Raw genomic sequence first — 15074 nt, 5'->3', positions numbered from 1 at the left:
CCGACGGCCTGTCCACCGTCCTCGTCGGCGGGGGTGGCGTTTCGGGTTTGTCCGGCTCGCTCATGGTGTCTGAGGTTACTCGCAGGCTCCGAGATTGAGGGCGGGACTTTCAAAGTCGGCCGGCAGGTGATGGGTGGCGACGACGACCGTGCGCTCGGCGGGGAACAGAGCGCCGGGGGTCAGCATTTCGGCGAGTAGCCGTTCGCCATCGGCGGCGTCGAGGTGTTCGGTGGGTTCGTCGAGCAACAGGATCGGCATCTTGGAAACCAGCGCGCGGGCCAGCAGCAGTCTTCTACGCTGCCCCGCCGAAACGGCCGCGGCCCCGCCGACGAGGACGGTGGACAGGCCGTCGGGCAGCGTGTCGAGCCAATTGGCGAGCCCCACACGATGCAGGGCTGCACGGAGTTCGTCGTCGGTCGCATCGCCACGCGCGACAAGGAGGTTGTCGCGAACGGTCGTCGCGAACAGATGTGCATCCTCGGCAAAGAAGGCGGTTTGCGACGGGATCTCCTCGGGCAGCAGACCCGCGAGGTTCATCAGCAGCGTCGTCTTCCCGGAGCCGCTGGGGCCGGTGACCGCCAGTCTGGCACCGGGTTCGAGGTTGATCTCGGGGACCGTCGGACGGCGCGCGTCGTCGCTGTCCGGGTTGATCAGCACGTGCAGGCGGCGTGCGGCGAGGCGTGAACGCAACAGCTGGACACCGGCGGCGGGCAGCGCTGTTGTCGCCTCAAAAGCGGAGAGCGGCAACAGCATCAGTATCGCGACCGTGGTCGGCGCCACGGTCGGCGCCAGGGCGATTCCGCAAATGACAGCACCCAGCACGCTGGCGCCGATGGCCGCGATGGGAGCGGCCGATGCCAAGGCGGCGGGTGCCGCTGCCCGGTCGATGGCGCGGCCCCAGTCGCGTTGCTGCCGGTCGGCGTCGGCCAGCAGCTCGTCGAGCCGACCGCTCACCCGGAGCTCGGGCGCGTGTTCGAGTGCGATCATGGCTGCTGTATCGCGCTGTGAACGATGTTGTGCCGCAAGCTGTTCAGCGGCCGTCGCGGCACAGGCGGTCAGAACGGGTGCGACGACGCCCGCAAGCAGCAAGCACAACATCAGGACAATGGCGGCCGCGGGGGAGATGACGGCGATGACGACGGTGGCGGCGGTACCGAGGATGGCCGCCACCGATATGGGGACCGCCGCGCGCACGAGCACATCGGAGAGCTCGTCGACCGATGCGCCGATGTCGCTGACCAGTTCACCGGTATGCCGCCGCAGCACCGCGTCGGCGGGTCCTGCGGCGAGCTGTGCGTACAGTCGCTCCCGGACGTCGGCGGCGGCGCGCAGGGCGGTGTCGTGCGACGCCAGCCGTTCGCAGTAGCCCAGCACTCCGCGCGAGATACCCAGTGCGCGCACCGCCACGGCCGCCACCGTCAGGTGCAGCACCGGCGGCATCTGCCAGGCCCTGGTGATCAGCCATGCCGCCACACCCGCCAGGGCGAGCGCACTGCCAAGGGACAGCACTCCGAACAGGATGGCGAGCAGCAGCCGGGGAAGCCGCGGGCGCAGCAACTCAAACATCGACGAGGCTCCCGAGCTGCAGGACGCGCTCGCCGGTGGCGAGCACCGGTGCGCGGTGGCCGACCACGATCACCGTCGCACCGGCGGCGGCGCGTGTGGTGATGGCGTTGAGCACTTTGTCTTCGACCTCGGCGTCGAGGTGAGCGGTCGGTTCGTCGAGAAGCAGGACGGGAGCGGCCGATCCGAGCACCCGGGCCAGTCCGAGTCGTTGGCGCTGACCGAGTGAGAGGCCGACGCCGCCGCTGCCCAGCATGGTGTTCAGGCCATCGGGCAAGTCGGCCAGCACCTCATCGAAACAAGCCATCCGGCAGGCCTTCTCGATATCGTCGAGCGGTCCGAAGAGCTCGAGATTCTGCCGAACGGTACCGGGAATGATCGCGGGGCGATGCGCGAGCCAGGCGACCTGTGCCCACCAGGCGGGCAGGTCCAGATCGGCCACGTCGATGGCGTCGACGCGAATCCGGCCGGACTCCTGCTCGGTGAGACCCAGAATGGCGTGCAGCAGCGTGGTCTTGCCCGCTCCGTTGGGCCCGGCGATGACGGTCACCCGGCCGGGCTCGACGGTGGCGTCGAGAGCCGTGATGTCGATGGTGGCACCCGCGGCCGTCACGTGGCGCGTCCCGCCCACCGAGGACGGCAGCGTGTCGACGAGACGGAAAGCGTTGTCGGCGGCTGTCTTTCCGTCCTGTGCGGCGTGATAGGCCGCACCGACGCGGCGCAGTGGCCAGAACACCTCGGGTGCCAGTAGCAGCGCCGTGAGACCCGCAGTCAACGTCACGTCGCCGTAGACCAGCCGCAGCCCCACGCTCACCGCGACGAGCGCCACACCGAGTGTGGCCAGCAATTCGAGCACCAGCGAAGACAGGAAGGCGATGCGCAACGTCGCCATCGTCGAACGGCGATGTGCGGCACCCAATTCGGCGATCCGCGTCGCAGAGCCTCCCACGCGTCGCAGGGCCCGCAGTGTCGGCAGGCCCGCCACCAGATCCAGCAGGCGCGACTGCAGCGTGGCCATCGCGCGTAACGCCGCAGCAGAGCGCTCGGAGGTGGTGAGGCCGATCAGGATCATGAAAATCGGAATGAGTGGCAGGGCGATCGAGACGATCAATGCGGATCGCCAGTCGTACCAAGCGATCACGGCGACGGTCGCCGGTGTCAGAAGCACGGCGGCGAGCAGCGCGGGTAGATATGCCGTGAAGTAACTGCGCAGGCCGTCGAGGCCCCGGGTGACGAGGATGGCGGCGTCGTCACGGCGCTGCGCGAACTGGCGTGGCGGCAAGGCCGTCGTCGCCGCCAGCACCGACCGGCTGAGGTCGGCAATCACCTCGCTCGCCCCGCGCTGTGCGAGCCGGCCCTGCTGCCAGGTCACCACTGTCCGGAATGTCCACAGCAGCACCAGGATCGACAGCGGCACTGCCAGTCGGCTGAGGCTGCGCGCATCCGGATCGGTGATCACGCGGGCCACGATGTCGGCCAGCACTACCGCGGAGGCGATCGTGGCGCCGGCGATCAGCACGCTGCATGCGGTCGACGACACGAGAAAACGGCGCATCGCTGTCGATGCACGCCACAGGCGCGGGTCGACAGGACCGTTCACGTGCGTTGCCGTGACAATCCGATTGAGGCCGGGATGGCTTCGGCGGTGATCCTGCGGCGGAACACCCAGTACGTCCACCCCTGGTATCCGAGCACCAGCGGCAGCAGCGTCAAGGACGCCCACGACATGATCGCCAGCGTGTACGGCGTCGATGAACCGTTGTAGATCGTCACGTTCCAGTCCGGATTCAGTGTGGACGGCAACAGATTCGGATACATGGTGCCGAACAGCAGCACCACGACCGAGGCGACCACCACCATGGTCGAGGCGAACGCCCAGCCCTCACGGCGGCGGGTCAGCATCAGTGCCACCGCCGTCAACAGCGCGATCACGGCGATTCCCAGCGGCAACCATGTCCATGTCTTGCCGTGCGCCAGTTGCGTCCAGAGTCCGAACCCGCCTGCGAACACGATGGCCGGCAGCGACAACACGCGGGCGAAGCGGAATGCGTCGTCGCGCACTGGACCTGCGGTCTTCAATGCCACGAACACCGCACCGTAGAACGCGAACAGCGACGCCGTCGCGAGGCCGCCGAGAACCGTGTAGCCGTTGAGGACATCGCCGATCGACAGGTGAGCCCGGCCGTTGGCATCGATGGGTAGACCCCGCACCAGGATCGCGAACGCGACGCCCCACAGGATGGCGGGCAACCAGGATCCGGCCGCGATACCGGCGTCGGCCCATGTGCGCCAACGCGGATCGTCGATCTTGCCGCGCCATTCGATACCCACGACGCGCACGATCATTCCGACCAGGATGGCCAGCAGGGGCAGATACAGCGCCGAGAACATCGTGGCGTACCAGTTCGGGAACGCTGCGAACATCGCTGCGCCCGCAGTGATCAACCAGACCTCATTGGCATCCCACACCGGACCGATGGTGTTGAGCGCGGCGCGCCTGCGCTGTTCGGGATCCGCGCCGCTGCTCTTGCCCGCCCGTCCGAATGGGGCCATCAGCATGCCGACCCCGAAGTCGAAGCCCTCGAGCAGGACGAAGCCGCCGAACAGGACGGCAATGATGAAGAACCACAGCTCTTGTAGGCCCATCACACACTCCTAGTACGCGAAGGACAGGGGAGCGACGTCCTCGTCGTCCGGCGCGGGCGGCGGCACGGGCTCGGAGTCGTGCTCCAGCGGACCCTCGATCACATACCGGCGTAGCAACCAGAACCAGATCACGCCGAGCACGCCGTACAGCAGGGTGAAGACGGTGAGTGAGAGCACCACCATGCCCGTCGCATGGCCGGATACGCCCTCTTGCACGGTCATTCGCACCAGTTGATCGCCGGTGGGGTTGGGCACCACCACCCAGGGTTGCCTGCCCATCTCGGTGAAGATCCAGCCCGCCGAGTTGGCCAGGAACGGTGTGGGCAACGTGATCAACGCGAACCGGCTGAACCACCGTTGGTCGGGTATTCGGCCGCGACGCGTCAGCCACAGCGCGGCGAGCGCGAACACGACGGGCACGAGAAGCAGTCCGATCATGGCCCGGAACGCCCAGTAGGTCACGAACAGGTTGGGCCGGTAGTCGCCGGGGCCGAACTTCTGCTGGTATTCCTGCTGCAGATCGTTGACGCCTTCAAGGGTGACGCCGCTGAACCTCGACTCCGCAAGGAAGGGCAGCACGTAGGGCACCTCGATGAGGTGGGTGACGCTGTCGCAGTTGTTGTGGGTGCCGACGGTCAGGATCGAGAAGTCAGGATCGGTTTCGGTGTGGCACAACGACTCTGCCGACGCCATCTTCATGGGCTGTTGGACGAACATCAGCTTGCCCTGGAAGTCTCCGGTGAAGAACAAGCCGCCCGCGGCCACCAGCGCGACCAGGCTGGCCGCGATGGTCGCGGGCCGGTACATGGTGCGTGCCTCTTCGGTTTCGTCCGCACGCTTGGCTGACCGCACCATCAGCCAGGCACTCACCGCGGCGACGAAAACGGCTGCGGTGAGGAATGCTCCGGCCACGGCGTGCAGGAACGCCCAGATCGCCGTGTTGTTGGTCAGCAGGGCGCCGAAGTCGACCAGTTCGGCGCGCCCGGTCTCCGGATTGTATTTGGCGCCAACGGGATGCTGCATGAACGAGTTCGCCGCGATGATGAAGTAGGCCGAGGCGTTGACCCCGAACGCGACGATCCAGATACACGCCAGGTGGACCAGACGCGGTAACCGGGTCCAGCCGAAAATCCACAGGCCGATGAACGTCGATTCGAAGAAGAACGCGATCAGCCCCTCGAACGCCAGGGGCGCGCCGAAGATGTCGCCGACGAAGCGCGAGTATTCACTCCAGTTCATGCCGAACTGGAATTCCTGCACGATGCCGGTTGCGACGCCGAGCGCGAAATTGATCAGGAACAGCTTGCCGAAGAACCGGGTCAGCCGGTACCACGCGGGGTTGCCGGTGATGACCCACGCTGTCTGCATGGCGGCGATGAGCGGAGCCAGCCCGATGGTGAGGGGGACGAGTATGAAGTGGTAGACGGTGGTCGTTCCGAACTGCCACCGCGACACATCGAGTGCGTCCATGTGAACCTCTCCCGTGGCTGTTCCATCAGCCTACGACAGAGCGTAGTAGAAATCAGTGTGCGTTAGCTCACCGGCGCTTCTGTCGAAGGTGCGGGCGCGGTGCCGCCGAGGCCCTTGGAGGCTTTGCGGATGGCGAATGCCGTGCCAATCTCGGCTGCGCCGAGGAAAATCAGGATGATGCCGGTGACCTGGGTGACGGCGACCAGCCCTTCCATGGGCCACGCGAACATGATGATGCCCGCGATCACACCCAGCACGCCGATGAAGATTTCCCAGATGCGTCCCGGCAGGGTGGGGTCCGAGACCGCCGACATCAGCGTCGCGACGCCGCGGAAGATGAACCCGATGCCGATCCAGATGGCCAGCAGCTCGATCGAGTTCGAGAAGTTGATGAAACAGAGGACGGCCAGCACCAGTGCCGCCGCGCCGCCGATGAACAACAGGACTCGGCCGCCGAGGGACGACTTCAGGCTGAACGCCATGACGACTTGCGAGATGCCGGTGACGAGAAGATAAGCACCGAAGAAAATGGCGGTGACGAAGATCGCTGCAGCGGGCCGCCACAGGACCAGAACCCCGAGAATCAGCACCAGGATTCCGGTGGCCAGTGCCGACTTCCAAAGGTGCCGCAGCATGGTTGGTTGAGCAGGACTTTCCATGCGCGAAGTTTCGCACAAAGGCCATACCGAGGCCCGAGTATTCCCCGTTCCGTATGCAAACCGTGTCATTGGAGCGCCGCGGAATTCGTCGGCCGTTCGTGTTCCCCTGCCGCTTTCGTAGCTCTCTATTACTGTTCCCCTACCGGCGCTTGGCGCTGGATCCACGAGGCAGAAAGTAGAGAAAACCGTGCTACGTGAATGTCAAGACCGTCGAGGGAAACTTCTGCGTATCGCGGGTGTGTTTGCTGCGACTGGCGCACTGCTCCTCTCGGGGTGCGCGAGCGGTACCAACACCAGCGAAAGTGAGACCGGCAGCCCGACGGCCGCGGCCGACAAGGTCGAGGAGATCGCGAACACCGTTCCAGAGGCGATCAAAGAGTCCGGCAAGCTGATCGTCGGCGTCAACATTCCCTACGCGCCGAACGAATTCAAGGATCCCAGCGGCAAGATCGTCGGCTTCGACGTCGATCTGATGAATGCGATAGCCGGAACTCTGGGGCTGGAAGCCGAGTACCGCGAATCGGACTTCGCCAAGATCATTCCATCGATTCAGGGCGGCACATACAACGTCGGGATGTCGTCATTCACCGACACCAAAGAGCGCGAGGAATCGGTCGACTTCGTAACCTATTTCAGTGCGGGCATTCTCTGGGCGCAACGGCCCGGCTCGCCGATCGATCCGAACAACGCGTGCGGCAAGAAGGTTGCGGTGCAGGCCACCACGACCGAGGAGACCGAAGAGCTGCCGGCCAAGAGCAAGGCATGCGTCGACGCGGGCAAGCCGCCGATCGAGATCGTGTCGTTCGACGGGCAGGACGCCGCAACCAACGCCGTAGTGCTCGGTCAGGTGGACGCCATGTCCGCCGACTCGCCCGTGACGTCGTACGCGATCAAGCAGAGCAACGGAAAGCTGGAAGCTGCGGGCGAGATCTTCGACTCCGCGCCGTACGGTTGGCCGGTTCAGAAGGGTTCGCCGCTGGCGCAATCCCTGCAGCAGGCGCTCGAGCATCTGATCGAGTCGGGCAAATACGAGGAGATCGCCAAGAACTGGGGCGTCGAGAACGGGATGATCGACAAGCCAGTGATCAACGGCGCCATCAACTAGAGGTCCGAAATGACTGATGTCGACACGTCGCCACCTACCGCTCCGGCCGCAATCGATGCAATTCCCCTGCGTCATCCGTGGCGGTGGGTGGCGGCGGTCGTCATCGTCATCCTCGTCGCCCTGTTCCTGTGGGGTGCGGCCACCAATCCCGCATACCGCTGGAGCGTGTTCTCGCAGTACCTCTTCAACGAGCGGGTACTGACAGTCGGCTTGCTCAACACCCTTCAGCTGACCGTCTACTCGATGGTGCTGGCAATAGTCCTCGGTGTGATATTGGCGGTGATGCGGCTCTCGGCCAACCCCATCTTCAAAGCGGTGTCGTGGGTGTATCTGTGGATCTTCCGTGGCACGCCGATCTACGTGCAGCTTGTCTTCTGGGGCCTGGTCCCGACGATCTACCAGAACATCCGGCTCGGGGTGCCGTTCGGGCCGTCGTTATTCGAATTCAACATCCAGGCCCTGTCCATTCCGTTCCTGTTGGCGATCCTCGGGCTGGCGCTCAACGAGGCCGCGTACATGGCCGAGATCATCCGTGCCGGAATCAGTTCCGTGCCGGAGGGACAGCTCGAAGCATCGACAGCGTTGGGCATGTCGTGGGGAATGGCGATGTGGCGCACGGTCTTACCCCAGGCCATGCGGGTGATCATCCCGCCGACCGGCAATGAAGTCATCAGCATGCTGAAGACCACATCGCTGGTGACCGCCGTGCCATTCACGCTCGACTTGTACGGCATCACGTCCCGAGAGATCGCCGCGCGCGAGTTCGAGCCGGTGCCGCTTCTGCTCGTGGCCGCGTTCTGGTATCTAGTCGTCACCAGCATCCTGATGGTCGGGCAGTACTACCTGGAGAGGTACTTCGCGCGCGGCGCGTCGCGGAAGTTGACGACCAAGCAGCTCGAGGCGTTGGCCAAGGCCCAGATTCAGAACCCAGGGATGTGACCTGATGACACCGATGGTCAAGGCCGAATCGGTCTGCAAAAGCTTCGGCGCCCTGGACGTCCTGAAGGGCATCACGCTGGAAATCGGCAAGGGCGAGGTGCTGGTGATGGTTGGCCCGTCCGGCTCGGGCAAATCGACGTTCCTGCGGTGCATCAATCATCTGGAGCAGGTCAATGCCGGCCGGCTCTATGTCGACGGTGAGTTGATCGGCTACCGCGACAAAGGCTCGAAACTGTACGAAATGTCCCCCCGTGACGCCGCAAAGCAGCGCCGCGACATCGGGATGGTGTTCCAGCACTTCAATCTGTTCCCCCACCGCACGGCACTGGAAAACGTCATCGAGGCGCCGATCCACGTCAAGAAGGTCAAGAAGGCCGAGGCGGTGGCACGGGGCAGAGATCTCCTGCACCAGGTGGGGCTGTCGGAGAAGGCCGAGGCCTACCCGGCTCAACTCTCCGGCGGACAGCAGCAGCGGGTCGCGATTGCGCGCGCCCTGGCGATGAGCCCAAAGCTGATGTTGTTCGACGAGCCGACCTCGGCCCTGGATCCGGAACTGGTGGGTGAGGTCCTCGAGGTGATGAAAAAGCTTGCCGCCGAGGGGATGACGATGGTGGTGGTGACCCACGAAATGGGATTCGCCCGCGAGGTCGCCAACCACCTGGTGTTCATGGACGAGGGAGTGGTGGTGGAAAGCGGGCCGCCACGTGAGGTGCTGAGCAACCCGCAACACGAGCGGACGAAGGCGTTTCTGTCAAAGGTGTTGTAGTGCCTGCGGCGAGCCAACCGGATCCGGCCACGCCGCTATGGCGGGCAGCCCAGGTTTTCCGTCTGCTCAGTTGTATTTACGCACTGGGCTTTCAAATCGCCGTCAACGGCGAACTAGACCGTCCGGCGATCGGCTGGGCGCTGTTCGCGGTGCTGCTCGCATGGAGTGCGTTGTGTGCGTTCGCATATCTGCGTGGCTTCGGCAGGCGCGCGTCCTGGGTGGTGACCGAGATCGTCGTCGTCGTCGCGCTGATCCTGTCCACCGAGTTCGTCGCCTCCGAGCAATGGGCGTTCGCCAACCAGTCGTGGCCGACGACACTGTGGGCGACCAACGCCACGATCTCTGCAGCCATCCTGTCCGGACCAATCGTCGGGATGCTGGCCGGGGTCGCGGTGATGATCGCCAGCACCGTCGTGAAGGGCTTCATCAATTACGACCTGGGTCGCAACGCGACCATCGTGATCGAGCTCGCGGTCGGACTCGCCGTCGGCATGGCGGCACAGACGGCACGGCGTGCGCACGCCGAACTCGAGCAGGCCGCGCGGCTGGCCGCCTCGCACCAGGAACGGGAGAGGTTGTCGCGCCAGGTGCACGACGGTGCCATCCAGGTGCTTGCGCTGGTATCCCGTCGCGGTCGCGAAATCGGCGGAGCCACAGCCGAATTAGCTGAGCTCGCGGGCGAGCAGGAGCGCGCCCTGCGCCGACTCGTCAGCTCGGCCGAGACCGAGACGCCGGCCGGGGAGATGACCGACGTCGGCGCACTGTTGCGTAAGCGGGCCTCGGACGTGGTGTCGGTGAGTGTGCCCGCCGAACCGGTGCTGCTGGATACGGCGACGGCGGGTGAGCTGTACGGCGCCGCCGTGAACGCGTTGGATAACGTGACTGCCCACGCCGGTCCCGACGCCCGCGCCTACGTCCTGCTCGAGGACCTCGGCGACTCGGTCACGGTCAGCATCCGCGACGACGGCATCGGAATCGCGAAGGGCAGGCTGGAGCAAGCGGTCGGAGAGGGCCGCGTCGGGGTGGCCAAATCGATTGTCGGACGAATGAATTGGCTGGGTGGAAGCGCGAAGCTCACCACCTCGCCGGGATGTGGGACGGAATGGGAGCTGACAGTACCCCGACGGTGATGGTGGTCGACGACCATCCGATCTGGCGGGACGCGGTGGCCCGCGATCTCGCCGAGGACGGGTTCACCGTCGTCGCCACCGCCGACGGTGTGGCGGCGGCGCGCCGCCGGGCTGCGGTCGTACTGCCGGATGTCGTCGTGATGGACATGCGACTCTCCGACGGCGACGGGGCGCACGCGACCGCGGAGGTGCTTGCGGTCTCGCCGTCTTCGCGAATCCTGGTGCTCTCGGCGTCCGACGAACGGGAAGACGTGCTGGAAGCGGTAAAAGCCGGTGCAACAGGCTATCTCGTGAAGAGTGCCTCGAAGCAGGAACTCGGTGACGCGGTGCGGGCCACCGCGGAGGGCCGCGCCGTCTTCACTCCGAGACTGGCGGGTTTGGTCCTCGGCGAGTACCGGCGTATCGCGGCGAGCCGGGAAGCAGGGCCAGCCACCCCCAGCCTCACCGAACGGGAGACCGAGATCTTGCGGCACGTCGCGAAGGGACTGACCGCGAAGCAGATCGCCGCCCGGCTCTCGTTGAGCCACCGGACTGTCGAGAACCACGTCCAGGCCACGTTCCGCAAGCTCCAGGTCGCGAATCGAGTCGAATTGGCCCGTTACGCGATCGAACACGGCCTGGACGAGTAGTCCTACTCATCCGAAAGCGGTGATCGGGCTGCCACGATGTCAGCCATGACCGAACAACGCGCCCTCATCGCCCGCGTCTCCGCCGATTTCTCGGCGATATCGCAGTACATGGCGAGGGTATCGGCAGACCTCAGCGCACTGGACCGCCTGCTGTCCGAAGACCCGCAACCGGCTGTGGTCGCGCAACCGGTAGCACAACCGGTCGCCCAACCCCAGCCCTATCCGGTGCCGTACGCGCCGCAATACCAGTACCCGCTGCACGTCCAGACGCCTGCCACGCCACCGGCCTACCCGGCGCCTCCGGCGGCGCAGAAGCCGCCGCGCGATGAGGGGTGGATCGGCAAGCTGCTCGCCGTCGCGGGTGTGGCCGTCACGCTGATCGGCGTGGTGCTGCTGGTCGTGCTCGCCGCACAGGCAGGCATTTTGCGTCCCGAGATCCGGATCGCCGGCGGTGCGTTGCTGGCCGGCGCGCTGGTCGGGGTGGGCGCCTGGCTGTACCGGCGGCCCGGTGGCCGGGTTGGCGCCATCGCCCTGGCCGCGACCGGTGTCGCCGCGGCCTACATCGACGTCATCGCGGTGACGACCATCTACGGCTGGGTGTCGGCGCCCGTCGGTCTCGTCACCGCCGCGATCATCGGTGGCGGTGGGCTGACCTTGGCCCGGCGGTGGGACTCACAGCAGCTCGGCGTGCTGGTACTGGTCCCGCTGATCGTGCTGGCACCCGTGGTGACCGACGGTGTCACCCTGCTGCTCGTTGGCTTCATGCTGGCGCTCGCCGCCGCGTCGCTACCGGTGCAGCTGGGCAAGGATTGGATCTGGCTGCACTGTGCGCGCATCGCTGCCAGCACGTTTCCGCTGCTCATCGCGCTACTGGGCCTGCACTTCGACGATCGGCGCGACCTGTGGCTGGTGGGGGCGTGCGCCATCGCGGCGGGGCTGGCGGTGGTCGCCGCACTGATCCTGTTGCCCCGGACCACCAATCGGGTGTTGATGGCGTTGGTGACCGGCGCGGGTGTACTGCCCGCGCTGTGCGTGGCGCTGGTTGCCGACCGGGTGGTCGCCGCTCTGATGGCGGCCGTCGTGGCGGCGACGTTTTTGGCGATCGTGCTCATCGGTAACCGCGTGACCGGTGTCGACGGCGCCGTGCGACCGATCTGGGCGGCACTGTCGGCGATCTCGGCGACGATCGCGGTGCTGGTCGCGTTCGACGGTTACGTCGCAGGTCCGATCCTGCTGGCCATGGCGATCGTCGTGGCCGTCGCCGCGCGTCATGAGGCGACGGCGCGGTGGGTCGCGCTCGGCCTGGCCGGCGTCGGTGCCGCGTTCTATCTCAGCTACGCACCGCCCAGCTCGCTGATCTACGCCACCGAAACCAGTACCGCGGCAGCGGTGTCCACGCTGATCGCCAGCCTGCTGTTGATCGCGTTCGCCGTCGTGATCGTGTGGACGCTCGACGGTCCCGATTCGGCTATGTGGGCGGGGGCGGCCGTGGTCGCCGCGTATGCGATCACCACCTTCACCGTGACAGCAGGTGTGCTGATCGGTGGCGAGGAGCGCGGTTTCTTCGCCGGGCACATGGCCGCGACGATCTGCTGGATCGTGATGGCGGCCGCACTGCTCATCTACGCCGCACGGTTGCCGCGAGCCACTCGATCGTTGCCGATCGGCGGGGGATTGGCGCTGGTCGGGGCGGCGATGGCCAAGCTGTTCCTGTTCGACCTCGGCACCCTGGACGGCATCTTCCGGGTTGCGGTGTTCATCGTCGTCGGCCTGATACTGCTGGGCATGGGTGCCGGCTACGCTCGGCTGCTCGACAAGCAGGACCTGCAACAAGACAAAACGTTGTGAGCGTAGTCACAGCATAATCTGGAGTCATTCCAGATTGTCGGACGTTGAGCAGAACATGGGTACAAAACGACGCACTGACACAGACGTACACGGATTCCAGGCATCGGCGGAGTTGAGCAAGAACCTCCAGCGGGTCCTGGTCGACCTGATCGAGCTGCACCTGCAGGGCAAGCAGGCACATTGGAACGTCGTCGGTACCAACTTCCGCGACCTCCACCTGCAGCTCGACGAGGTCGTTGACTTCGCGCGCGAGGCCAGCGACACCGTGGCCGAGCGGATGCGGGCGCTGTGGGCCGTGCCGGACGGACGGTCGGATACCGTCACCGCCGGCACCACACTGCCGCAGTTCCCGCCCTACGAACACAGCACCGACGAGGTCGTCGACCTGATCACCGATCGCATCTACGCGGCCGTCGACACCCTGCGCGATGTGCATGACGCGGTGGATGCCGAGGATCCCAGCACCGCCGATATCCTGCACCAGCTCATCGATGGTCTGGAGAAGCTGGCCTGGCTGATCAAGTCGGAGAACCGCAAGGTCTAGGACCCACGCGCGCTCCGCGCTCAGCCTAGGAACGACCCGCGGCCGCGCCCTGTTCTACCGCGTTTCGAACGGCATCGTCGTCACGACGCGCGACCAGGTACCAGGTGTGCATGACGCCCTTGCCCTTGATGTCGACCCCACCGCGCTCTTCGAGTACGAATGCGTGGTTCAGGCGTTCGTACACGTCCTGCGGCACCTGGATCCGGCCCTCGACATCCGTGGTTTCCATGCGTGACGCGACGTTCACGGCGTCACCCCAGACGTCGTAGAAGAACTTGCGCGCGCCCACGACACCCGCCACCACCGGCCCCGCCCCCAGGCCGATTCGTAGCGGCACTGCGTGTCCGTTCGGGTCTTTGAGATCGGCGACGGCCTCGGCCATGTCCAATGCCAGGCATGCCAAAGCCTCAATGTGGTCGGGCCGCGGCTCGGGCACTCCGCTGACCACCATGTACGAGTCGCCGCTGGTCTTGACCTTCTCCAGACCGTGCTTGTCGACCAGGAGGTCGAGGTCGGTGTAGAGCCGGTCCAGAAACCGCACGAGGTCGCTCGGCGTGGTGTCGCTTGCACGTTTGGTGTAGTCGGCGATGTCTGCGAACAGGATCGAGGCGTCGTCGTACTTGTCGGCGATGATGTTTCGCGACGGATCCTTCAGCCGCTCGGCGATGGACGCCGGCAGGATGTTGGTCAGCAGTTGCTCGGATCGCTCGTACTCCGCGTCCATGGCCTCTCGGGTGCGGCGGATCTCGCGCAGTGCGAACCAGATGGTCGCGATGACGAGGATCCACGCCGTGATCACTGTCAGCGTGAACGAGACCTTGAACGCCCATGGAGGCTGGGTCCCGGTGTCGTTGGGCACGAAGAACTCGAGCAGGACCACCGTCGCGGCGCCGATAGCGGCCAGTATGGAGGCCAGGACAATGTGGTCGGGCCCGAGAATCACCAACACGATGGCCGCGGCCACGACGAAATAGAACTGCAGCCCCGAACCCGTGCCTAGATAGACGCACAGCACCGTGATGGTGAGGTACGAGATCACGAAAAACACCACGGGAGCGACGAGTTCGCCCATGCCGCACATGCGCGGGATCATCACGAAGACGGCCGCGCTGCCCAGGTTGATGGCGGTGACCCACCAGTCCTGACCGATGAAGAGCCCCTGGATGCCGAAGAACGCGGAGATCGCCGCACTGATCATCGCGGTCACGTCAAGCACGCGCCGGTGCCGGGCTGCGCGCTCGGAGAGGAGGCGGGTGCGCCCGGGGCCGCGGCGTTCCACGGCCACGTCGGGCACGCACACCGGCCGGCCTCTCATCGCCACCACCCGAGCCTAGCTTCGAAGTGGCAGCTACCTGCGGCTTTCGGGGGTGCAGGAGAGGAGTTGAGGGCCGTTCGTTTTGTGGACTCTTGTTGTTGCTTCGCGGATGCGTTCTGCCATTGCGTCCGAGTCAATTTGTTTGCTTGAGCACAAACTGCTTTCCGAAAGCGTCCCGCCGGCGCACCGCAGGATCGGGCTGCGCGCTGTCTACGAGATCCGTTGCCGACTCAGGCGCTCGGCGCTCCTTGGGCCTCGAACACGCACCGTTTACTGCGACCGGAATGCACACCTATAAGTCGGCTTATCGGTACCCGGCGTGCCGAAAAGGCGGTCAGGTTACATTAAGTTGGTTATCTATGTTGCCAACGACTATCAAGATCGTAAGTTGCAGAGTAGTTATCGGAAGCTGTGCTCTGGGCGGTGCCGAAATATGTTGTACAACATGATACTTCAGCCA

Annotated in this window: 13 protein-coding genes; 7 read left to right on the top strand and 6 right to left on the bottom strand. The window is 65.5% G+C overall.

Annotated elements, in window-relative coordinates; all coding sequences use genetic code 11:
• Positions 1-75: 75 nt before the first annotated feature.
• The 5 genes from BST47_RS27390 to BST47_RS27370 form a co-directional block, all read right to left on the bottom strand.
• Entirely contained in the window at positions 76-1566 is a 1491-nt protein-coding gene (locus BST47_RS27390; protein ID WP_083128970.1) for an ATP-binding cassette domain-containing protein, read from the bottom strand.
• A complete protein-coding gene (gene cydD, locus BST47_RS27385; RefSeq protein WP_165799854.1) occupies positions 1559-3118 on the bottom strand; it encodes a thiol reductant ABC exporter subunit CydD in 1560 nt (519 codons plus the stop codon). Before cydD ends, BST47_RS27390 begins: the two co-directional genes overlap by 8 nt.
• Positions 3119-3159: 41 nt before the next feature.
• Positions 3160-4209 (bottom strand): cytochrome d ubiquinol oxidase subunit II, encoded by a 1050-nt coding sequence (gene cydB / locus BST47_RS27380; RefSeq protein WP_083128968.1) that lies wholly within the window; start codon positions 4207-4209, stop codon positions 3160-3162.
• 9 nt (positions 4210-4218) lie between these two features.
• The gene (locus tag BST47_RS27375; RefSeq protein WP_083128967.1) at positions 4219-5679 is read right to left on the bottom strand and encodes a cytochrome ubiquinol oxidase subunit I; all 1461 of its coding nucleotides are present in this window, start codon (positions 5677-5679) and stop codon (positions 4219-4221) included.
• 62 nt (positions 5680-5741) lie between these two features.
• Positions 5742-6338, bottom strand: a complete 597-nt coding sequence (locus BST47_RS27370; RefSeq protein WP_083128966.1) for an HdeD family acid-resistance protein — start codon at positions 6336-6338, stop codon at positions 5742-5744.
• A 187-nt stretch (positions 6339-6525) separates the two neighbouring features.
• Here BST47_RS27370 and BST47_RS27365 point away from each other — a divergent pair, with 187 nt between their 5' ends.
• The 7 genes from BST47_RS27365 to BST47_RS27335 are packed head-to-tail and all read left to right on the top strand — an operon-like array spanning position 6526 to position 13299.
• Positions 6526-7443 (top strand): ABC transporter substrate-binding protein, encoded by a 918-nt coding sequence (locus BST47_RS27365; protein WP_083128965.1) that lies wholly within the window; start codon positions 6526-6528, stop codon positions 7441-7443.
• A gap of 9 nt (positions 7444-7452) precedes the next feature.
• A complete protein-coding gene (locus BST47_RS27360; RefSeq protein WP_083128964.1) occupies positions 7453-8382 on the top strand; it encodes an amino acid ABC transporter permease in 930 nt (309 codons plus the stop codon).
• A gap of 4 nt (positions 8383-8386) precedes the next feature.
• A complete protein-coding gene (locus BST47_RS27355) occupies positions 8387-9148 on the top strand; it encodes an amino acid ABC transporter ATP-binding protein (RefSeq protein ID WP_083128963.1) in 762 nt (253 codons plus the stop codon).
• A complete protein-coding gene (gene macS, locus BST47_RS27350; protein WP_083128962.1) occupies positions 9148-10278 on the top strand; it encodes a MacS family sensor histidine kinase in 1131 nt (376 codons plus the stop codon). Before BST47_RS27355 ends, macS begins: the two co-directional genes overlap by 1 nt.
• Positions 10251-10907 (top strand): response regulator, encoded by a 657-nt coding sequence (locus BST47_RS27345; protein WP_083128980.1) that lies wholly within the window; start codon positions 10251-10253, stop codon positions 10905-10907. The genes macS and BST47_RS27345 overlap by 28 nt, the downstream gene beginning before the upstream one ends.
• A 45-nt stretch (positions 10908-10952) precedes the next feature.
• On the top strand, positions 10953-12755 hold the full coding sequence (locus tag BST47_RS27340; protein WP_083128961.1) for a DUF2339 domain-containing protein: 1803 nt from the start codon (positions 10953-10955) through the stop codon (positions 12753-12755).
• Between the two features lie 55 nt (positions 12756-12810).
• The gene (locus BST47_RS27335; RefSeq protein ID WP_083128960.1) at positions 12811-13299 is read left to right on the top strand and encodes a Dps family protein; all 489 of its coding nucleotides are present in this window, start codon (positions 12811-12813) and stop codon (positions 13297-13299) included.
• A 25-nt stretch (positions 13300-13324) separates the two neighbouring features.
• Here BST47_RS27335 and BST47_RS27330 read toward each other — a convergent pair whose 3' ends face one another.
• Positions 13325-14614 carry an adenylate/guanylate cyclase domain-containing protein gene (locus BST47_RS27330; protein ID WP_083128979.1) on the bottom strand — a complete coding sequence of 430 codons (1290 nt, stop codon included), beginning with the start codon at positions 14612-14614 and terminating at the stop codon, positions 13325-13327.
• Positions 14615-15074: the final 460 nt, after the last annotated feature.

Source organism: Mycolicibacterium tusciae, assembly GCF_002086795.1.
GTDB lineage: Bacteria > Actinomycetota > Actinomycetes > Mycobacteriales > Mycobacteriaceae > Mycobacterium > Mycobacterium tusciae.
Note: the sequence above shows the minus strand (reverse complement) of the source record. Positions and strands in the feature narration are given on the sequence as shown.